Here is a 21,002-nt window from a genome sequence, read left to right as displayed (position 1 = left end):
TCAGGGTCAGAGCGACCCGACGGCGCGTGCCCTGATCGTCACCGCCCCACCCGCCGAGTACGCCAGCGGCACCTCCTCGATCGCCGCGATGCGCACGGTGCCGGGCCGGGCGCCGGCGGCGACGGCGCGCTCCGTGGCCACGGCCCCGGCCCGGGCCACGGCCTCGCGGTGAGGCGTCTCCGTCAGCTGGAAGGTCTGCTCCGCCTGGCCCGCGATGTCGCCCAGCGCGGCGCCGATCGCATTGGCGGCACCGGCGTGCTCGGGCCGGACCAGCCGGGCGACCCCGTCGAGCTCGGGCGGGGCGATCAGAGCGCCGCCGCCCACCAGGACCACGTCGATGGGCGCGGCGTCCGGCTTCATCCGGTCCACCGCGTCCTCCAACCCGGCACGGATGCGTTCTCTGGCGGCCTCCAGCGTGGCGGCGTCCAGGGTGACCGGCCGGGTGCCGGGGATCTGAGCCCAGCCGGAGGCCAGAGCGACATCCGTCGCGGTGAGGGTCTCGCCGCCGAAGGCGAGCGCGGCGGAGGTGATCCGGTAGCCGACGCTGCCTGGTCCGACCTGGAGGTCCCGGCCGGAGCCGTGCACCACCGAGCCGCCGCCGAGGCCGGTGGCGAGCACATCGGGCATGCGGAAGTTGGTGCGGATCCCGCCGATGTCCACCGCCTGGGCGGACTGCCGGGGGAACCCGCCGGTGAGCACGCCGATGTCCGTCGTGGTCCCGCCGATGTCCATCACCAGGCCGTCTGTCATCCGGCTCAGGTGGGCGGCACCGCGGATCGAGTTGGTGGGGCCGCAGCCGATGGTCAGCACCGGGAAGCGCCTGGCGTAGTCCAGGCTCATGAGCGTGCCGTCGTTCTGCCCGAACCAGATCTGCGCGGTGACGCCTCGCGCCTGCAGCGCCCGTGAGAACCCGCGGGACATGGAATCCAGGGTGCTGCGCAACGCCGCGTTGAGGATGGTCGCGTTCTCCCGCTCCAGGAGGCCGACCGCGCCGATCTCGGCGGAGACGGACACCGGAACGCCCAGCAGCTCGGCGGCGATTCGGGCCGCCTGCCGTTCCTGCTCCGGCACCACGGGGGAGAACACTCCGGTGATCGCGACGGCGTCCACCTCGCCGCGCAGCCGCTCGCAGGTGCGCGCCAGCGCCGCGGGATCGAACTCGGTGATCGGCCGGCCGTCGATCTCGTGGCCTCCGGGGAGCATCGCACTGCCGCCTTCGACGGCGGTGCGCAGTTCGCCGGGCCAGCCCTCCAGCGGAGGCACGGACGTCGTGGCAGGGGCGCCCAAGCGGATCACGCCGACCCGGCCGAGCCCCCGCCGCTGCACGATCGCGTTGGTGCAGTGCGTGGTCCCGAGCATGGCGTGCGCGATCGCCTCCGGCGGGCATCCGGTGCGCTCGAGCAGCAGGTCGATGGCACGTTCGACCCCTTCGCCGGTGTCGGCCGTGGTGGGCGTCTTGACCGAGCCGACGACCCGGAGATCCTCGTCCAGCAGCGCCGCATCGGTGTTCGTGCCGCCGACGTCGATGCCGAGGCGGTACCCTCCTGTGCTCATCGTGCCTCCTGCCGCGTGCTCATGGCCGCCGTCCCTGCGAGTTCCTCTACGGGCCGGTACTCCTCCTGATAGCCGAAGTGCGCCGGCCCGGCCTCCGCGATGCCGCGCGGGGTGCGCCAGCGCTCGTCGCACGGCATGGCGATGACGTGCACCCGGGCGCCGTAGGCGAGGTTCTCGGTGGTCACCGGTGCCGAGGTGACCTGGTCCAGCACGGCGATCAGATCGGGGGTGACGGCAGCGAGGGCGCCGTCTCGGTGGGCGATGAGGAACTCGTTCTGGAACCGGATCGTCAGTTCCTGTCCCCGGTGGTCGCCCAGTCCCTCCAGCTGGGCCTCGCCGCGGGTGAAACCTGCGGAGAAGCGGCGGTCCAGATGGACGATCTTGCCCTCGAAGAGCAGATGCCCGTCCAGCCGGCGCAACAGCCCCTGCAGGCGCTCGCCGCCGCGCACATCGTTGTCCGTCAGCGCCTTCCCGAGAGAATGCGCCAGGCTGAGGGTGCCCGGGATCGCGCACTCGCGGGTGACGTCGCCGGGGTAGGCGTAGTCGCACATCGTCGCGGTCCCGCCCATCTCCACGGTCACCGCGCGGGCGAGCCGTTCCGACCACGGGCCCGACACGGCGTCGAGGACGACGCGGTTGCCCAGATGGTCGACCATCGCGGCGGTGCCGGGACCGTATCCGGCCAGGTGGAAGGTGACCATCTGTGCCTCGGGGAAGGCCCGTCCCATCGCGTCGGCGTCCACCACCGGGAGGCCGGCCGCCGCTGCGGCGGCGATGGGGACGAGCGAGTTCCCGCCGCCGATCTCGATCGGCATGAGCGCCGTCGGCACCCGCCCGGTCGCCTCCCGTAGTGCGTCGAGCACACCGGTGAACTCGTCCAGGGAGGCGATGCTCTCGTTCGCCACGGACGGCGCGCCGATCATCCCGATCGGCACGACGAAGTCCTCCGCCGTGAGGCTCTCCGCCGGACGCACGGGGACCTCCCCGCGCTCACGGATCAGCCGCCGTGCGGTCAGGGCGCCCACATGCGGGTCCCCGCCGCCACCGGTGCCCAGGAGCGTGGCGCCCAGCGCGATGGGCTCGATGTCCGCGGTGCCGATCCGCTGGAGGCCGCTCATGCGAGCGCCTCACGGTGACGCCGGGCAGTGGCCAGGCTGAGGGCACTCTGGAACAGCAGACCGGCCAGGAGACCGTCGAGCGTCGGAATGGTGGTGAGGGTGAACCAGCCGAAGCCCAAGCCGGCCGAGGGATCGGTGGTCGCCAGTGCGACGAGGCAGGCAGCAGCCCATGCCAGTAGAGACGGCCAGCGGACCTGCTGCCGCTCGCCGGCCATGACATCGCCGCCGGCGCGCATCCGGAAGAAGAGCGAAGCCACGTAGACACCGCCGTAGGGCGCCAGCAGCGTGCCCATCAGCGAGATGAACGGGATGAACCAGTCCACGAACCCGAAGCAGGCCGCGACGATGGCGATGCCGCCGCCTGCCAGCGCATGCACCCGGCGGGGCACGCGCGGCAGGATCGCGGTCAGGCTGAGCGAAGCCGAGTACGCGTTCGTGGTGTTGGTGGACCACTGCGCGATGGTCAGGACCGCGAGGGCCACCACGCCGAGCCCGCTGACGATGAAGATCGACAGGATCTGGTCCGAGCCGGTCAGCTTGGTGAACAGGATGGCCACCACGACGATGATGGAGTTGCCCAGGAAGAATCCGACGAACCCGGAAGCCATCGCGTGCCCGGGGGTCTTGGCCCAGCGCGCCATATCCGGGGTCAGCACGACGCCCAGGATGAAGATGCTCATCACGAGGGAGACGGCCGTGCCGAAACCGAGCGTCGCCTCGACCTCCTGGCTCAGGCCGGAGGTGCCGTACCGGCTCAGGGCGAGCACGGTGCCCAGGCCCAGCAGCGCCAGCAGCAGGGGAACAGCCCACAGGCTGAGCTTCTGGATGGCGCGGTAGCCGAGCACCGCGGTGAGCAGCATGAGCGTGCCGCCCAGGGCCGCCAGCACCCACGCGGGGACGTTCCAGCCGAGCGCGTCCTGGAGGGTGTGCTGCGCGTACGAGGCGAAGAACCCGGTCTGCACGGCGAACCAGCCAAGGGACGAGATGACGATCATCGCCGCGATCAGCCGGCCGCCGATGGTGCCGAACACCGCCCGCGAGATCATCGAGGTGGTCAGGCCCGTCCGGGCGCCGATGTAACTGCATCCGATGGCCAGGAGCCCCAGCAGGACCGAGCCCAGGACGGTCGCGGCCAGAGCCGGTCCCAGGTTCATGCCGGAGGCCAGTTCCAGTCCGAGCATGGTGCCGGAGACGTCGATGCCGATCGTCACCCAGATCATCGTGATGGCCAGCCAGCCGCGCCGTTCCTGAGGCGGGACGCTGCCGAGTTCGAAGTCGGTGTTCGTCGTGATCGCCTTCACGGCGTCGGTGGTGTTCTCCGGGGGTGTCATCGGGGTTCTCCGTTCACGGCCAGGGCCGTCTCCACTTGGGTCCAGACGAGCTCGAAGCGCCGGCGATGCTCTGCTGGCTCGTAGTAGGCGAGCTGCAGGAACAGCCCGTCCATGAGGCACAGCACGAGGGCGGCGAGGGCCTCGGCCCGGCCGGCGCGCATGCTGCCGTCGGCGACGCCTTGTTCGTAGGCGTGCCGGATGGTCTCCTCGAGCAGGTCCTCCTCGGCGCGGAAGTCCTCCTCCAGCTCCGCGAAGCCCCGTTCTGCCATGAGAGCCGTGGTGCGCAGGTGGAAGCGCACCAGGGTGGGGCGGTCTGAGTAGTAGTCGAGCACCGCGGTGAGCAGGGAGCGCAGCCGTTCCAGCGGCGGCAGTCCTGCTACCCGTTCGGCGATGGCCTCGAAGTGCTCGCGATGCTCTCGGGCGACCGCCTCGCGGGCGGCCGTCAGCAGTGCCTCCTTGTTGGGGAAGTGCGCATAGATCGACGGTGCGCGCATATCGCAGCGCGCGGCGATATCCCGGAGCGTGGTCGCGGCGTAACCGCGTTCGCCGAAGAGGTCGACTGCGGCCTCGATGATGCGGGTCTTGCTCATGCGATACCTGCCTAACAACTATTAGTTAGGCAGTGACGATAGCGTATCGCCCGGCAGACGGTGAGAGCCGTGACACATCGTGAGACGCTAGCGGCACGTGGGAGAGGGCGTGCGCGGAACGAGAGCAAGCGGGACGCTGATCAGTGCGGGACACGCCGCTGACAGGCACACCTGTTGTGCCATCAGCCGGCGAGCGGCAAGGGTGACGGTACGAGCCGGTCAAGGCGTCCGGTGGCCTGAAGGCCAGCGGTTGCTCCGGATTCCCACGGCAGATCGCGGACGGTTCTCCGCGCAGCGTGGCACACGGTCCTGACAGGCGAGCGGCAGGGAACGATGTCCCGGCACAGCCGTGCGCCAGGCAGAAGGAAAGTGCCAGGACACCGAGGGAACGATGTCCTGGCACTTCACATATGGAGGGGATGACGGGAATCGAACCCGCACCACCAGTTTGGAAGACTGGGGCTCTACCATTGAGCTACATCCCCGCGGCACCTGCCGCATGCGTGCACGCGGGCGTTCGGGGCCACCGGTTCACCATAGCGCATCTGCCCGCGCGAGGTGGAATCAGGCATATGGGAGGCCTGGCTGCCAGCGGCGCCACGGTGGATGACGACCGCCGTCGGCGGCCGGGATAAGATGCCAAAGCCCTTCGTTCGTGCATAGAATGGGCTTTCGTGCCGCGGGATGTGGCGCAGCTTGGTAGCGCATCTGCTTTGGGAGCAGAGGGTCGCAGGTTCAAATCCTGTCATCCCGACCGCGAGCCCGCGCGCGCCGGCGTGCCAGCGCCCTCACGCTGGCACGCCGAACACGGCGCGCGCGGGCAGCACAGTCGGCACGCCGACGACAATGGCCGCCTGCGCAACTTCGGATGCGGCGACAAGAACCAGACCATGACTGCGAGGTCCACTAAGTGAAAAGTGCCGTCGAGACGATCAACCCGACGCGGGTGAAGCTCTCCATCGAGGCTCCCTACGCCGAGCTGAAGCCGAGCATCGACCAGGCGTACAAGACCATCTCCGGCCAGGTCCAGGTGCCCGGCTTCCGCCGTGGCAAGGTGCCCGCACGGGTCATCGATCAGCGCGTCGGCCGGCCCGCGGTGATGCAGGAAGCCGTCAACAACAGCCTTGACGGCTTCTACCGCGAGGCGGTCTCCGAGCACGAGCTCAAGCCTCTGGGCACCCCCGAGGTCGAGGTCGAGGAGATCCCGGGCCTGGACGGCAGCGAGGACGGCTCGCTGACCTTCACGGTCGAGGTCGATGTGCGTCCCAGCTTCGAGCTGCCCTCTTTCGCCGATATCACCGTCGAGGTCGAGGCCGCCGAGGTCACCGACGAGGACGTGCAGAAGGAGCTCGACCAGCTCCGCTCGCGCTTCGGCACCCTGACCGAGGTGGATCGTCCGGCCAAGAAGGACGACTTCGTCACCATCGACCTGACCGCCTCCATCGACGGCGAAGAGGTCGACTCGGCGCAGGGACTGTCCTTCCAGGTGGGCTCCGGCAACTCCCTCGAAGGCCTGGACGAGGCTCTGGAGGGCCTGAGCGCCGGTGAGGAGACCACCTTCGAGACCACGCTGGCTGGCGGCGAGCACGCCGGTGAGCAGGCCCAGGTCACCGTCAAGGTCGAGGCCGTGAAGGAGCGCGAGCTGCCCGAGGCCGACGACGATTTCGCCGAGCTCGCCAGCGAGTTCGACACGATCGAGGAGCTCAAGGCGGATCTGCGCGAGCAGGCCTCCCGGCAGAAGCTGTTCAGCCAGTTCGCCGAGGCCCGGGACAAGCTCGTCGACTCGCTCCTGGAGGTCGTCGAGATCCCGGTGCCGGAGCGCCTCGTGGAAGAGGAAGTCCAGCGCCACCTCGACAACGAAGGCCGCTCGGACGACCAGGAGCACCGCGAGGAGATCACCGGCAGCACGGAGAAGCAGATCCGTACCCAGTTCCTGCTCGACGCCGTCGTGGAGGAGCGGGAGATCACGGTGGAGCAGCCTGAGCTCATCGAGTACCTCATCTCCGCGGCGCAGCAGTACGGCATGAACCCGAACGAGTTCGCCCAGGCCCTGGACAGCCAGGGCCAGGTGCCGGCGCTCGTCGGCGAAGTCGGCCGCAACAAGGCGCTCGCCGCGGTGCTGGCCGAGGCGAAGGTCGTGGACACCACCGGCGAGGCGGTGGACCTCTCGGAGTTCCTCAAGGGCAACGAGGACGAGGCCGTGGAGGACTCCGCCGGAGCCGCTGCGGCCGCCGACGATGAGGTCCTCGCCGAGGACGAGGCCGATGCCGCCGTGCAGGCCGCCAGTGACGAAGCCGGTGACGAGGTCAGCGGCGAGACCGAGGAAACGGCGGACGACAAGGCCTGAGACAGACCGGCCGGCGACGCCAGTCGCACACGGGTCACGAACGACAGGGGCGCCCCGGCGAATCCGCCGGAGCGTCCCTGTCGCGTATGCGGGCAACCCGTTCCGGCGTCACCGCCCCGGCAGCCGGCTGGGAACCCGGCCCCTGTGCACGCCGGCGGATGCCCGGCCGGGGCCGCGCCCGCGGATTCCGCCGACGGTCCGGCCGGCATCACGCTCAGGGCGAAAACGGCCGTGCCGCGGAGTAAACCGGGCGAGGCGCACGTTAAGGTCCAAGGAAAGTCAAGACGACACAGGAGTGAGAACGTGACCGATACCGCGATCAGCCCCCAGGCGCGCGAATCCCAGCGGGCGCTTGGCCTGGACGATCAGATCTACAGCCGGCTGCTGCGTGAGCGCATCATCTGGCTCGGCTCCGAAGTGCGCGACGACAATGCCAACGCCATCTGCGCGCAGCTGATGCTGCTGGCGGCGGAAGACCCCGATCGCGACATCTGGCTCTACATCAACTCGCCGGGCGGTTCGGTCACGGCCGGCATGGCGATCTACGACACGATGCAGTTCATCAAACCCGACGTCGGGACCGTGGCCATGGGCATGGCCGCCTCGATGGGCCAGTTCCTGCTCTCCTCGGGCGCCAAGGGCAAGCGCTACGCCACCCCGCACGCGCGGATCCTGATGCACCAGCCGCTGGGCGGCATCGGCGGCACCGCGACCGATATCAAGATCCAGGCCGAGCTCATCCTGCACATGAAGCGGCAGATGGCGGAGCTGACGGCGGAGCAGACCGGCAAGTCCCTGGAGCAGATCCTCAAGGACAACGACCGCGATCACTGGTTCACGGCCTCCGAGGCGCTGGAGTACGGCTTCATCGACAAGGTGGTCAGCCGCGAGGCGGACGTCGACCGCAGCTCCAGCTGACCGGTCCTTCAACGCTCCCACTCCCGCACGGTTCACAAGCAGAAAGAGCGCACGCAGATGACCTACACCCCGTACGGCCCCCAGGCCGCGTACTCCGCCGGCGGTTCGATGATGGCCCGCCCGGACCTGATGCCCCAGTCCCGCTACGTCATGCCGCAGTTCGAGGAGCGCACGCCCTACGGCTTCAAGCGCCAGGACCCGTACACCAAGCTGTTCGAGGACCGGGTGATCTTCCTCGGCGTGCAGGTGGACGACACCAGCGCCGATGACGTGATGGCCCAGCTGCTGGTCCTGGAAAGCCAGGACCCGGACCGGGACATCACCCTCTACATCAACTCGCCCGGCGGCTCCTTCACCGCGCTGACGGCGATCTACGACACCATGCAGTACATCAAGCCGCAGATCCAGACGGTGTGCCTGGGTCAGGCCGCCTCGGCCGCGGCCGTGCTGCTGGCCGCCGGCACGCCGGGCAAGCGGCTCGCGCTGCCCAATGCCCGCGTGCTCATCCATCAGCCGGCGATGCAGGGCCAGGGCCAGGGTCAGGCCTCGGACATCGAGATCCAGGCCGCCGAAGTGCTGCGCATGCGCACCTGGCTGGAGGAGACCCTCGCGAAGCACTCCAACAAGGAGGCCTCGCAGATCTCCACCGACATCGAGCGCGATCTGTTCCTGACCGCGGAGCAGGCGAAGGAATACGGACTCGTCGACCAGGTGCTCAGCTCGCGCAAGGCGGTGTGACGGCATCCGCGTGCCCCGTGCGCGGTCGGCGGCGAGGCACGCCTATAGTGGGAATCTGAAGGAGCTGGACGTTCCTTCAGGAGACCGGGGCTGAAGCCGGAATCGGCGTGGAGAAGGGTTGGATCGAGTGGCACGCAGTGCGGAAGAGGCTGATCTGCTGAAGTGCTCCTTCTGCGGTAAGAGCCAGAAGCAGGTCCGCAAGCTCATCGCGGGTCCGGGCGTGTACATCTGCGACGAGTGCATCGAGCTGTGCAACGAGATCATCGAGGAGGAGCTCCAGGAGGCCAGCGACGCCGGCCCGATGGAGTTGCCCAAGCCCCGGGAGATCTTCGAGTTCCTGCAGGAGTACGTCGTCGGCCAGGAGCAGGCGAAGATCGCCCTCTCGGTTGCGGTCTACAACCACTACAAGCGCATCGGCGCCGGCCCGGAGCAGAAGCTGGCCGGTTCCGAAGAGGAGCCGGTGGAGATCGCCAAGTCGAACATCCTCCTGGTCGGTCCCACCGGCTCTGGCAAGACCTATCTGGCGCAGACCCTCGCCCGCCGGCTGAACGTGCCCTTCGCGGTCGCCGATGCCACGGCGCTGACCGAGGCCGGCTATGTGGGCGAGGACGTCGAGAACATCCTGCTCAAGCTGATCCAGGCCGCGGACTTCGACATCGAGCGGGCTCAGAAGGGCATCATCTACATCGACGAGATCGACAAGATCGCCCGGAAATCGGAGAACCCCTCGATCACGCGGGACGTCTCCGGCGAGGGCGTGCAGCAGGCGCTGCTGAAGATCCTCGAGGGCACCCAGGCCTCCGTGCCGCCCCAGGGCGGGCGGAAGCATCCGCAGCAGGAGTTCATCCAGATCGACACGACGAACGTGCTGTTCATCGTCGCCGGGGCCTTCGCGGGCCTGGAGGAGATCATCGCCTCGCGGAAGGGCAAGCACGGCATCGGGTTCGGCGCGGTGCTCCAGTCCAAGCAGGACGAGGAAGACGTGTTCTCCGAGGTGCTGCCGGAGGACCTGCTGAAGTTCGGCCTGATCCCCGAGTTCATCGGGCGTCTGCCGGTGCTGACCACCGTGACGAACCTGGACCGGGCGGCGCTCATCCAGATCCTCAAGGAACCCAAGAACGCCCTGGTGAAGCAGTACCAGCGGATGTTCGAGTACGACAACGTCGAACTGGAGTTCACCGACGACGCGCTGGACGCCATCGCGGACCAGGCGCTACTGCGCGGGACCGGCGCGCGCGGCCTGCGCTCCATCATGGAGGAGGTCCTCCAGCCGGTCATGTTCGATGTGCCCAGCCGCACCGATGTCGCCCGGGTCGTCGTGACCCGGGATGTGGTCCTGGACAATGTGGCGCCCACCCTGGTGCCCCGCGCGCCCAAGAAGCAGCAGGGCCGCAAGAAGAGCGCCTGACCGCCCGGCCCGCCAGCCTCACACGCGAAAAGGCCCGCACACCCTGCAGTTCAGGGCTGTGCGGGCCTTTCGCGTGCCCGCCGGCCTTCGACGCGTGCAGTGAGCGCTCCCAGCCGCGCGTGGTTTCACGGTTGTGCGCTGTGTCCCGGTGAGTCTATCGGGACACAGCGCAGCACCCTAGAGCCATCCTGTGCCGGAGCCGCGGCATGCGGACGAGAACGAGCGGCGCAGGCTGGGGAGCGCCGCTGGCAGCGCTGGCGCAGGGGGCGGCCGCGGGCTCAGGTCAGCCCGCCGGCTGCTCGGCCAGATCCAGCGCCGTCACCGTGAGAGCCTCGGCGTCTGCGGGGGAGTACGAGACTTCCGCGACCCGGCCGGCTGAGAGCAGATCGCCCTCGGCGGCGCGGACCAGCTCCAGCAGCGGGGCCGGGCCGCTCAGCTCCAGCCGGGCGACCTCGCTGCGCTGGGACACCTTGGCCTCCGTCTTGTGGCGCCGCACCTCGCTCAGCGCGGTCGCGACGGCGTCCAGCAGCCCCGCATCGGCGTCCTGCCCGGAGAGGCCGGCGACCGGTTCCGGCCACGGCTGGCGGTGCACCGAGCCGGAGCGCCACCAGGACCAGGTCTCCTCGGTGGCGAAGGGCAGCACGGGCGCGAAGAGCCGCAGCAGCGCATCGAGTGCCGTCGCCAGCGTCACCTGCGCCGAGACCATCGCCTCCTCGCCGGCGCCACCGTAGGCACGGGCCTTCACCAGCTCCACGTAGTCGTCGGTGAAGCTCCAGAAGAAGGACTCCGTCACCTGCAGCGCCTGCGCGTAGGCATAGGCCTCGAAGTGCCGGGTCGCCTCTTCCACGGTGGCGTTCAGCCGGGACAGCAGGGCCCGGTCCAGCGCCTCGGTGACCAGGTCCAGGCGGCCGACCTGCTCGGCGTGGGTGCCCAGGCCGAGGGCGAACTTGGAGGCGTTGAGGATCTTCATCGCCAGCCGACGGCCGATCTGCATCTGGGTGACGTCATAGGCGGTGTCAGCGCCCAGCTTGGCCGAGGAGGCCCAGTAGCGCACGGCATCGGGGCCGTAGCCGGGCTTGTTCTCCGCTAGGATCTCGGAGGGCACCACGACATTGCCCTTGGACTTGGACATCTTCTTCCGGTCCGGGTCCAGGATCCAGCCCGAGAGCGCCGCATGCCGCCACGGCGCGGCATCGGTCAGGGAGTTCGCGCGCACGACGGTCGCGAACAGCCAGGTGCGGATGATGTCGTGACCCTGGGGCCGCAGGTCGAAGGGGTAGACCTTCCCCAGGAAGTCCTCGTCGCGGCCCCAGCGTCCCAGCAGCAGGGGAGTCAGGCTCGACGTCGCCCAGGTGTCCAGCACATCCGGATCGCCGATGAACCCGCCGGGCTCGCCGCGCTGCTCCGCCGTGTAGCCGGCCGGGACATCGGCGGCCGGATCGACCGGCAGCTGCGCCTCATCCGGTACCAGGGGCGAGTCGTAATCAGGTTCGCCCCGCTCATCGAGCCGGTACCAGAGCGGGATGGGCACGCCGAAGTACCGCTGCCGGGACACCAGCCAGTCGCCGTTGAGTCCCTCGACCCAGTTCTCGTAGCGGGCGCGCATGAACTCCGGGTGCCACTGGAGCTCACGGCCCCGTTCGATCAGCTTCTGCCGCAGCTCGGCGTCGCGGCCGCCGTTGCGGATGTACCACTGCCGGGAGGTGACGACCTCCAGCGGCTTGTCGCCCTTCTCGTAGAACGGGACCGGATGGCTGATCTCGCGCGGCTCGCCGAGCAGATCGCCCGAGGCGCGCAGCAGCTCCACGATCGCGGTGCGGGCGGAGAACGTGGTCTTACCGGCCAGCTCGGCGTAGTGCTCCACCGCCTTCGGATCCGCGCCCTGAGCGATCCACTCCGGCGTCTCGCGGGAGAGCCGCCCGTCTCGGCCGACGATGGCGCGGGTGGGCAGGTCCAGCTCCCGCCACCAGGTGACGTCGGTCAGATCGCCGAAGGTGCAGACCATGGCGATGCCGGTGCCCTTGTCCGGCTTGGCCAGCTCGTGGGCGCGCACCTCAACCTCGACGCCGAACAGCGGGGAGCGGACGGTGGTGCCGAAGTACGGCTGGTAGCGCTCATCGTCCGGGTGGGCGACGAGTGCGGCCACCGCCGGGATCAGCTCCGGCCGGGTGGTCTCGATCTCGATCGGCGCCGCGCCGTCGGCCGGATGGAAGGCCACCCGGTGGTAGGCGCCGGGCCGCTCCCGGTCCTCCAGCTCCGCCTGGGCGACCGCGGTGCGGTAGGTCACGTCCCACATGGTCGGTGCATCGGCGGAGTAGGCGTGCCCGGCGGCGAGGTCCGCCAGGAACGCCCGCTGGCTCACCGCGCGGGAGGTGTCGTCGACGGTCCGGTAGGTGTAGGACCAGTCGACGGACAGGCCGAGCGACCGGAACAGGTCCTCGAAGACCTTCTCGTCCTCCACCGCCAGCTGCTCGCATAGCTCGATGAAATTCTGCCGGGACACCGGGATGAAGTCGCGGTCGTTCTTGGGCGCCTTCTCCGGGGGCGTGAAGTCCGGATCGTAGGGGACGGACGGATCGCAGCGCACCCCGAAGTAGTTCTGCACCCTACGCTCCGTGGGCAGGCCATTGTCGTCCCAGCCCAGCGGGTAGAACACCTTCTTGCCCCGCATCCGCTGGTAGCGGGCGATGACGTCCGTCTGGGTGTAGCTGAAGACGTGCCCGACGTGCAGCGAGCCGGAGGCGGTCGGCGGCGGCGTGTCGATCGAGTAGATCTGCGCCCGCGCCTCCTCGGCCGGGACGCCGGCGGGTTCCTCGAAGGCGTAGGTGCGCTCGTCCTCCCAGTGCCTGTCCCACTTGTCCTTCAGCCCCTCGACGCCGGCCTTGGCCGGGAGGGTGACGCTCGGATGGGCCACCGCCTGCCCCGGTGCCGTCGTTGCCTGCTGTGCCTTCTGCTCCGCCTGTTCTGCCGGCTCCCCAGGATTGCTCATGGGCCTATCCTATGCTGGAGCGCATGGCTCTCCTGGACCGGATCGAGAACCGCAATCCCCGCCCCACCTCCACCCGCTGGATGGATGCGGCCCGGGCGCTGGCCATCGTCGCGGTGGTCGCGATCCACAACATCTCCGACACCGTGGAGACCCGGTTCGCCGAGCAGGGCAGCGCCGCCTGGTGGCTCGCGGTGGCGATCGATTCGGCGGCCCGCTGGGCGGTGCCCGTGTTCATCATGATCTCCGGCGCCCTCGCCCTGGATCCGGCCCGGGGCGTCCAGCCGCGGGAGTTCCTGATCAAGCGGTTCTACCGGATCGGCATCCCGCTCATCGTCTGGACCGGCATCTACATCTGGTTCCGGCTCTACGTGCTCTCCGGCCGCGAGAACGGCTGGGACCCGGTCGTGGCGGTGCTGCGCGGGGCTCCATTCGTCCAGCTGTACTTCCTCTACGTCCTGGCCGGGCTGATCCTGCTGACCCCCTTCATGCGGCTGCTGCCGGCCTTCGGCAGCCGGCGGCTGCAGATCGGCACCGCGACGATCCTGATCGGCATCGGCGTCCTGGACTTCCTGATCTCCTTCACCGTCGCCGTCGGCGAGCCCAACGCCGCCACCCGCTTCGTGCCCATGATGGGCTACTACGTGCTCGGCTGGGTGCTGCGGGACGTGATCGTCTCCGGCCGGCGCCTGCTCCTGGTCTGGGCGGGCTTCCTCGGCTCAGTCGCGCTCACCGCGCTCTGGGCCGGGTACGGGCCGGGGGAGACCCCGTGGAAGGCGATCTTCGACTACCTCTCACCGTCCGTGGTGCTCATGTCCGTGTGCGCCTACCTGCTGCTGCACGCGCACTTAAGACGCAGGCTGCCGTTCCTTGAATGGCTCTACCCGCTCTCATTCGGCGTGTTCCTGCTGCATTCGCTTCTGGTGTTCGGGCTGCGCCGCTGGATCGGCGTACCGGACACGTGGCTCTCGGTGCTCGGCCACGGCGTGGGCCTGACGCTGCTCTACACGGTGATATGCGCGCTGATAACGTGGGCAGCGATCAGGATCCCGCTGCTGCGCGGGGCCTTCGGCCAGGCCCGGCCCTTGCAGCGGCGACGCATGAAGGAGGGCATATGACGGAAGTCCTGCGCGCCGTGGTCACCGGCGCAAGCTCGGGCATCGGCGCCGCCACGGTCCGGCAGCTGACCGCCGCCGGCTGGCAGGTGGTCGCCGCGGCCCGTCGCGAGGAGAAGCTGCGGGCGCTCGCGGAGGAGACCGGCGCCGCCTACGTGGTCGCCGATGTCACCCGGGACGAGGACGTCCAGGCCCTGCTGGAGGCCGCCACCGCAGACGGTCCCGTGCACGCCCTGGTCGCGAACGCCGGCGGCGCCGTCGGCGTGGATCCCGTGGCCGAGTCGAAGCCCGAGGACTGGCAGGCCATGTTCGACGTCAACGTGCTGGGAGTGCTGCGCACCGTCAAGGCGTTCCTGCCGGCGCTGAAGGACAGCGGCCGCGGCGACATCGTGATCCTCTCGTCCACCGCCGGGCACATCGTCTACGAGGGCGGAGGCGGCTACGTCGCCGCCAAGCACGGCGCTCACGCCATCGCCGGCACCCTGCGCCTGGAACTGGCCGGCGAACCGGTGCGGGTGATCGAGATCGCCCCGGGAATGGTCGCCACCGAGGAGTTCAGCCTCAAGCGGCTGGGCAACGACGCCGCGGCCGCCGCGAAGGTGTACGAGGGTGTCGAGCGGCCGCTCACCGCGGAGGACATCGCCGATTCCATCGTGTGGACGCTCACCCGTCCACACCACGTCAACGTCGATCTTCTGGTGCTGCGGCCCATCGCGCAGGCGGCGCAGCACAAGGTGGCCAGGAACCGGGGCCTGTAGCGGGCAGAGGATCGCGTACACTGGTGGCACAGCGACGACCCGGCCATCACCGGCGAGCTTCCGGAAGAACGGGCGCTTATCTGCCATCGCACCGCACGCGTGCAGGCAAGCGCCTCAGTAGAACCGGACGGGTAAGCCCGTCACAGCAGTCATCGAGGGGTCCGGGCCCTCACCGGTCCGCCGGGAGAGGCACGGGCAAGCAAGGTGGTACCGCGTCACACGGCGTCCTTGCGGTTGTGAACACGTCGACCGAGTGCACTTCCAGGACGGACCTCTATGACCGAGAACCCCTCGCCCGTTTACCCGCGCCGCGGCACCGCCGACGAGCGCCGGATCCCTGCCTCCCCGCGTTTCCCGCGCATCGAGGACGAGGTGCTCGGATACTGGGCCGAGGACGGCACCTTCCAGGCCTCGATAGAGAGCCGTCCGGCGGGGGAGAGCGAGTACGTCTTCTACGACGGGCCCCCGTTCGCCAACGGCCTGCCGCACTACGGCCACCTTCTGACCGGCTACGTCAAGGACCTGGTCGCGCGCTATCAGACCCAGCGCGGCCGCCGGGTGGAACGCCGCTTCGGCTGGGACACCCACGGCCTGCCCGCCGAGCTGGAGGCGATGAAGCAGCTCGGCATGACGGACAAGGCCGAGATCGAGGCGATGGGCATCGACAAGTTCAACGACGCCTGCCGCGCCTCGGTGCTGAAGTACACCCGGGAGTGGGAGGAGTACGTCACCCGCCAGGCCCGCTGGGTGGACTTCGAGAACGACTACAAGACGCTCAATGTCGAGTACATGGAGTCGGTCATCTGGGCCTTCAAGCAGCTGCATGAGAAAGGCCTGACCTATCAGGGCTTCCGCGTGCTGCCGTACTGCTGGAAGGACGAGACGCCGCTGTCCAACCACGAACTGCGGATGGACGACGACGTCTACAAGGACCGGCAGGATCCCTCCGTGACGGTGGCCTTCCCGATCACCGGGGGCGGCGCCGACGCTCGCGTGGGCCGGGAGCTGGCCGGGGTGAACCTGCTGGCCTGGACCACGACGCCGTGGACGCTGCCGACGAACTTCTCCGTGGCGGTCGGCCCGGAGATCGAGTACGTCGTGGTGGAGGCGCCGAAGGACGGGCCGCTGCCTGGCAAGCATCTGCTGGCGGCGGATCTGCTGGGCGCCTACGCCAAGGATCTGGGCTTCGCCGCGGCCGAGGACGCCGAGGCCGCCGTCGTCGCCCGTTACCGGGGTACCGAGCTGGCTGGCCTGGAGTACCAGCCGCTGTGGGGCTACTACGCCGATGTTTCCCGCTGGGGCACCCAGAACGCCTTCCGGGTTCTGGTCGAGGACTATGTGACCACCACGGACGGCACCGGCCTGGTGCATCAGGCCAGCGCCTATGGTGAGGAGGACCAGCGGTCCAGCGAGGAGGCCGGCATCCCGGTCATCCTCTCCGTCGACGAGGGCGCCCGGTTCCTGCCGATGTTCGCCGAGCCGCTCGGCGACGGCACCGCGCCGCTGGCCGATATCGCAGGCAAGCAGGTGTTCGAGGCGAACCGCGACATCATCAACCGGCTCAAGGCCGATGGTCGGCTGGTCCGCGAGCAGTCCTATGTGCACTCTTACCCGCACTGCTGGCGCTGCCGCACCCCGCTCATCTACAAGGCCGTGACCAGCTGGTACGTCGCGGTGACGCAGTTCAAGGACCGGATGCTCGAGATCAACGAGCAGATCAACTGGATCCCCGGCAACGTCAAGCACGGCCAGTTCGGCAAGTGGCTGGAGGGCGCGCGGGACTGGTCGATCTCCCGCAACCGCTATTGGGGCAGCCCCATCCCGGTGTGGGTCTCCGACGATCCGGCCTATCCGCGCACCGAGGTCTACGGATCGCTGGAGGAGCTCAAGGAAGCTTTCGGCGACTACCCGCGCAACGCCGACGGCGAGCCCGATCTGCACCGGCCGTGGATCGATCGGCTCACCCGGCCCAATCCGGACGATCCGACGGGCAGGTCCACCATGCGCCGCGTGGAGGACGTGCTCGACGTGTGGTTCGACTCCGGCTCCATGCAGTTCGCGCAGGTGCACTACCCCTTCGAGAACAAGGACTGGTTCGACTCCCACCACCCGGCGGACTTCATCGTGGAGTACATCGGGCAGACCCGCGGCTGGTTCTACACCATGCACATCCTGGCGACCGCGCTGTTCGACCGTCCCGCGTTCACGAACGTGATCAGCCACGGAATCGTGCTCGGCTCGGACGGGCAGAAGATGTCCAAATCGCTGCGCAACTACCCGGACGTGACCGAGGTGCTCGACCGGGACGGCTCCGACGCCATGCGCTGGTTCCTCATGGCAAGCCCCATCCTGCGCGGCGGCAACCTGGTCGTCACGGAGGAAGGCATCCGGGAGGGCGTCCGCCAGGTCCTGCTGCCGATGTGGAACGCCTGGCACTTCTTCGCGCTCTACGCCAACACCGCCCGCGGCGGCCAGGGATACCAGGCCAAGCCCGTGCGGGGTCAGGACGTCGATAACCCGCTGGACCGGTACATCCTGGCCGCCACCGGCGACCTCGTCCGCGAGGCGACGGCCGCGCTGGACGCCTATGACGTCTCCAGCGCCTGCGAGGCCCTGCGCGCCTATTCCGAGACGCTCACCAACTGGTACATCCGCCGCTCGCGCCAGCGGTTCTACGACGAGGACACCGCCGCCTACGACGTGCTCTACACGGCGCTGGAGACCTTCACCCGCGTCGCCGCCCCGCTGCTGCCGCTGATCTCGGAGGAGATCTGGCGGGGCCTGACGGGCGGGCGCTCGGTGCACCTGGCCGACTGGCCCGAACCGGACGACTATCTGAAGGATGAGCGCGCGGTAGAGCTCATGGAGCTGACCCGGACCATCGCCTCCGCCGGCTCGGCGCTGCGCAAGCAGGCAGGCCGCCGGGTGCGTCTGCCGCTGCGGCGGATGACCGCCGTGGTGCCCGGAGCGGAGGCGCTGCGGGGAACCTACCAGCAGATCATCGCCGACGAGCTCAACCTCAAAGAGGTCGAGCTGCTGGAGGCGGCCGGCGTCGATCCGGCCGGCTGGGGGATCGGGCAGCGGCTGGCGGTCAACGCCCGCGCTGCGGGGCCGCGGCTGGGCAAGCAGGTCCAGCAGGCCATCAAGGGCGCCAAAACGGGTGACTGGAGCGTCCAGGACGGCGTCGTGACCGCCGGCGGGATCGAACTTCAGGAAGGCGAGTACGCCTTGGAAACGGTCGCGGAGGCCGCTCAGGAGGGCATGGAGCTTACCGTCCTGCCCGGCGGCGGCTTCCTGGCGCTGGACACCACGGTGACCCCGGAGCTGGAGGCCGAGGGCCTGGCCCGTGACACCGTGCGGGCCATCCAGAGCGTGCGCAAGGCGCTGGACCTGGACGTCTCGGACCGGATCGAGGTGGAGATCGCCGGCGCGCCGGAGGCGCTGGCCGCTGCCGAGGCGCACGCCGGGCTGGTCAAGACGGAGACCCTGGCGCTCACGCTGCGTCCGGCAGAGTCGCTGCTGGGAGACGATGTGCAGGGCGCCGAGGTGGGCGAGGGGCTGGGGATCTCCCTCCGCGTGGTGCGGGCATGAGCGATCTGCGCGAGGTCTACGCCGAGCTGCTGGCCCGGCAGCCGGAGAACCAGGTCGAGGTGCGCCTGGACGCCACCCGGCGTGCCGCCGAGCTGCTGGGCAATGTGCACACCGCGGCGCCCGTGATCCACATCGCCGGTACCAACGGCAAGAGTTCCACCGCGCGCATGATCGATTCCCTGCTGACCGCCCACGATCTGCGCGTCGGCCGCTTCACCAGCCCTCATCTGGCGTCGGTGACCGAGCGGATCAGCGTGGATTCCGAGCCGGTCCCGGAGCAGGACTTCGTGCGCATCTACCGGGAGATCGAACCGTATCTGCAGATGGTCGATGCCGAACTCGCCCGCGAGGGCCGTGCCCGGCTGACCTTCTTCGAGGCCCTCACGGTGCTTGCCTTCGCGGTGTTCGCCGATGCGCCGGTCGACGTCGTGGTCCTGGAGGCAGGACTCGGCGGCGAGTGGGACGCCACCAATGTGGCCGACGGCCAGGTGTGCGTCTTCACTCCCATCTCCGTGGACCATGCGGCGCTGCTGGGGGACAGCCCGGCCCAGATCGCCCGGACCAAGGCGGGCATCCTCGACCGGCACATCGCGGAGGGACCCGCGCCGCTGGTCGCGGTCGGCGAACAGCCGGAGGAGGCGCTGGCTGCCCTCGCCGAGCGGATCGAGTCGGCGGGGCTGACCGCCGTCTACGCCGGCACCGGCTTCGGGCTGCTGGCACGTGAGCGCGCCGTCGACGGGCAGCTGATCAGCGTGCAGACCGCTGCCGGCCGTTACGAGGACCTCCTGCTGCCGGTGCACGGCCTGCATCAGGCCGGCAACGCGGCGCTCGCCATCGCCGCGGTCGAGCTCTTCCTGACCGGTGGCGAACGCGCGCTCGACCGCGAACTCGTCGGCGACGGGCTTGCCGCGGTCACCACGCCTGGCCGCCTGGAAGTGGTGCGCCGGGCCCCTACCGTCGTGCTCGATGCGGCGCACAACCCCTCCGGCGCCGCCGGGCTCGCCGCCGCCCTGGGAGACGCCTTCCACTTCAGCACCACCATCGGCGTCCTGGCGGTCTTCCGGGACAAGGACGTCCACGGCCTGCTCAGCTCTCTGGTCGAGGCCTTCGACCGGGTGATCGTCACCCGGAGTCTCTCACCGCGAGCGCTGCAGCCGGCGGAGCTGGAAGAGCTGGCGCTGCAGTGGTGGGACGATGAGAACGTGATCGCGGAACCGGATATGGAGGCGGCCCTCGTCCGGGCGGTCCATGAGGCACAGGCAACGGGGGACGAGGCCGGCGCGGGCATCGTCGTGACCGGCTCGGTGAGCACCGTGGCCGAGGCGCGGGCGCTGCTGAAGGGAGAGGTATGAGCGGCGCGGCGCGGCAGGGCGGTGGCCGGCCGCGTTCGGCCAAGCGGATGCTCGGCGCCGCGCTGCTGGCGATGCACCTCTTCGTGGTGCTCTTCGCCATGCTGACCATCTTCGGGCTGCGGCTGCTCGAACCGCTCATGGTGCTCGTGCTCGGCGGCGGACTGGGTTTGCTGTGCCTCCTGGCGATGGTCCTGATCGTGGCACGGCCCGGAGGAAGCGGATACCTGCTCGGCTGGGCGGCGCAGGCGCTCACCATCGCCGCGGGCTTCATCGCGCCGGGCATGTTCCTGGTGGGTGCGGTCTTCGCGCTGATCTGGGGCGTGGGCATGTACTGGGGCACCCGCATCGACCGTGAACGCGCCGCCTGGGAAGCCGGGGGTTCTCCCGAGGCCTAGGCAGAACGACCGCACCGGGCGGCAGAGACCAGCGCAGCCGTGCGCGGCTGCCGCACCACGCGCTACGCACGACCCACAGGCATGACGCACAGCAGGACAGACACGAGAGAAAGGCGGACACCGCAGTGAGCGAGAAGACCCTCATCCTGATCAAGCCGGACGGCGTGGCCCGGGGCCTGGTCGGGGAGATCATCGGCCGGATCGAAGCCAAGGGCTACGTCATCGAGCGGCTGGAGCTGCGCCGTGCCACGCGCGAGGAGCTGGCCGCGCACTACGCCGAGCACGAGGGCAAGCCGTTCTACGAGCCGCTCGTGTCGTTCATGGAGGAGGGCCCTCTCGTGGCGCTCGTCGCCTCCGGGAACGGGGTCATCGCGGGATTCCGCTCCCTGGCCGGCACCACCGACCCCACCACGGCGGCGCCGGGAACCATCCGCGGCGATCTGGGCCGCGACTGGGGGGAGAAGGTGCAGAAGAACCTCGTCCACGGCTCGGATTCGCCTGAGTCCGCCGACCGTGAGATCGGCATCTGGTTCCCCGCCGCCTGATACTGCACGGGCTCTTCTCTTGAAGACCCGCGCTCCGTGAAGGCCCGCGACCGCCGGAAGATCCCCGTTCCAGGGCGCCGGTGGCCGCGGGCCTTCGCGCGTGCGCCCAGCGGCCGGCCAGGACGGTCGCCAGGCCACACGGGGGACGAGCGGCCGCCTGTGAGACGCGCTCTGGTCTCGGAATGTGATACGAGACACCTTGCTGTCATCCCGGGGTTGCCTTGCGTTCGCGTCCGCCTCACAGCGGGTTCACCGG

15 protein-coding genes and 2 tRNA genes are annotated in these 21,002 nt (G+C 69.5%); 11 read left to right on the top strand and 6 right to left on the bottom strand.

Annotated elements, in window-relative coordinates:
- Positions 1-6: 6 nt before the first annotated feature.
- The 5 genes from IEW13_RS12325 to IEW13_RS12305 form a co-directional block, all read right to left on the bottom strand.
- Positions 7-1,554, bottom strand: coding sequence for a hydantoinase/oxoprolinase N-terminal domain-containing protein (locus tag IEW13_RS12325; protein WP_188551219.1), 1,548 nt, complete (start codon positions 1,552-1,554; stop codon positions 7-9).
- On the bottom strand, positions 1,551-2,672 hold the full coding sequence (locus IEW13_RS12320) for an S-methyl thiohydantoin desulfurase family protein (protein WP_188551218.1): 1,122 nt from the start codon (positions 2,670-2,672) through the stop codon (positions 1,551-1,553). The genes IEW13_RS12325 and IEW13_RS12320 overlap by 4 nt, the downstream gene beginning before the upstream one ends.
- Positions 2,669-4,003, bottom strand: a complete 1,335-nt coding sequence (locus IEW13_RS12315) for a cytosine permease (RefSeq protein WP_188551217.1) — start codon at positions 4,001-4,003, stop codon at positions 2,669-2,671. The genes IEW13_RS12320 and IEW13_RS12315 overlap by 4 nt, the downstream gene beginning before the upstream one ends.
- Positions 4,000-4,593: a TetR/AcrR family transcriptional regulator gene (locus IEW13_RS12310; RefSeq protein WP_188551216.1), complete on the bottom strand. Its 594-nt coding sequence runs from the start codon at positions 4,591-4,593 to the stop codon at positions 4,000-4,002. The genes IEW13_RS12315 and IEW13_RS12310 overlap by 4 nt, the downstream gene beginning before the upstream one ends.
- Positions 4,594-5,004: 411 nt before the next feature.
- Positions 5,005-5,078: transfer RNA gene (locus IEW13_RS12305), tRNA-Gly, on the bottom strand.
- 195 nt (positions 5,079-5,273) lie between these two features.
- Between IEW13_RS12305 and IEW13_RS12300 the strand changes: the two genes are divergently transcribed.
- The 5 genes from IEW13_RS12300 to clpX all read left to right on the top strand — a co-directional run bounded on the left by IEW13_RS12300 (position 5,274) and on the right by clpX (position 10,004).
- A tRNA-Pro gene (locus IEW13_RS12300) sits at positions 5,274-5,347 on the top strand.
- Between the two features lie 156 nt (positions 5,348-5,503).
- Positions 5,504-6,940, top strand: coding sequence for a trigger factor (gene tig, locus IEW13_RS12295; protein WP_188551215.1), 1,437 nt, complete (start codon positions 5,504-5,506; stop codon positions 6,938-6,940).
- 303 nt (positions 6,941-7,243) lie between these two features.
- Positions 7,244-7,858, top strand: a complete 615-nt coding sequence (locus tag IEW13_RS12290) for an ATP-dependent Clp protease proteolytic subunit (RefSeq protein WP_308420823.1) — start codon at positions 7,244-7,246, stop codon at positions 7,856-7,858.
- 108 nt (positions 7,859-7,966) lie between these two features.
- A complete protein-coding gene (locus IEW13_RS12285) occupies positions 7,967-8,596 on the top strand; it encodes an ATP-dependent Clp protease proteolytic subunit (RefSeq protein ID WP_188551290.1) in 630 nt (209 codons plus the stop codon).
- Between the two features lie 127 nt (positions 8,597-8,723).
- The gene (clpX, locus tag IEW13_RS12280) at positions 8,724-10,004 is read left to right on the top strand and encodes an ATP-dependent Clp protease ATP-binding subunit ClpX (RefSeq protein ID WP_188551214.1); all 1,281 of its coding nucleotides are present in this window, start codon (positions 8,724-8,726) and stop codon (positions 10,002-10,004) included.
- A gap of 283 nt (positions 10,005-10,287) precedes the next feature.
- Here the strand turns inward: clpX and valS are convergent, their stop codons facing one another.
- A complete protein-coding gene (gene valS, locus IEW13_RS12275; RefSeq protein ID WP_188551213.1) occupies positions 10,288-12,993 on the bottom strand; it encodes a valine--tRNA ligase in 2,706 nt (901 codons plus the stop codon).
- Between the two features lie 23 nt (positions 12,994-13,016).
- Between valS and IEW13_RS12270 the strand changes: the two genes are divergently transcribed.
- The 6 genes from IEW13_RS12270 (at position 13,017) to ndk (ending at position 20,746) form a co-directional block, all read left to right on the top strand.
- The gene (locus IEW13_RS12270) at positions 13,017-14,108 is read left to right on the top strand and encodes an acyltransferase (protein ID WP_188551212.1); all 1,092 of its coding nucleotides are present in this window, start codon (positions 13,017-13,019) and stop codon (positions 14,106-14,108) included.
- Entirely contained in the window at positions 14,105-14,863 is a 759-nt protein-coding gene (locus IEW13_RS12265; protein ID WP_188551211.1) for an SDR family oxidoreductase, read from the top strand. Before IEW13_RS12270 ends, IEW13_RS12265 begins: the two co-directional genes overlap by 4 nt.
- Positions 14,864-15,139: 276 nt before the next feature.
- Positions 15,140-18,454, top strand: a complete 3,315-nt coding sequence (gene ileS / locus IEW13_RS12260; protein WP_188551210.1) for an isoleucine--tRNA ligase — start codon at positions 15,140-15,142, stop codon at positions 18,452-18,454.
- Positions 18,451-19,806: a bifunctional folylpolyglutamate synthase/dihydrofolate synthase gene (locus tag IEW13_RS12255; RefSeq protein ID WP_188551209.1), complete on the top strand. Its 1,356-nt coding sequence runs from the start codon at positions 18,451-18,453 to the stop codon at positions 19,804-19,806. Before ileS ends, IEW13_RS12255 begins: the two co-directional genes overlap by 4 nt.
- Positions 19,803-20,201 carry a DUF4233 domain-containing protein gene (locus IEW13_RS12250; RefSeq protein WP_188551208.1) on the top strand — a complete coding sequence of 133 codons (399 nt, stop codon included), beginning with the start codon at positions 19,803-19,805 and terminating at the stop codon, positions 20,199-20,201. The genes IEW13_RS12255 and IEW13_RS12250 overlap by 4 nt, the downstream gene beginning before the upstream one ends.
- Before the next feature lie 125 nt (positions 20,202-20,326).
- Positions 20,327-20,746 carry a nucleoside-diphosphate kinase gene (gene ndk / locus IEW13_RS12245; protein ID WP_188551207.1) on the top strand — a complete coding sequence of 140 codons (420 nt, stop codon included), beginning with the start codon at positions 20,327-20,329 and terminating at the stop codon, positions 20,744-20,746.
- The last annotated feature ends 256 nt before the right edge of the window (positions 20,747-21,002 follow it).

This window comes from Sediminivirga luteola (assembly GCF_014639315.1).
Lineage (GTDB): Bacteria > Actinomycetota > Actinomycetes > Actinomycetales > Brevibacteriaceae > Sediminivirga > Sediminivirga luteola.
This window is presented reverse-complemented; position numbering and strand designations above follow the sequence as displayed.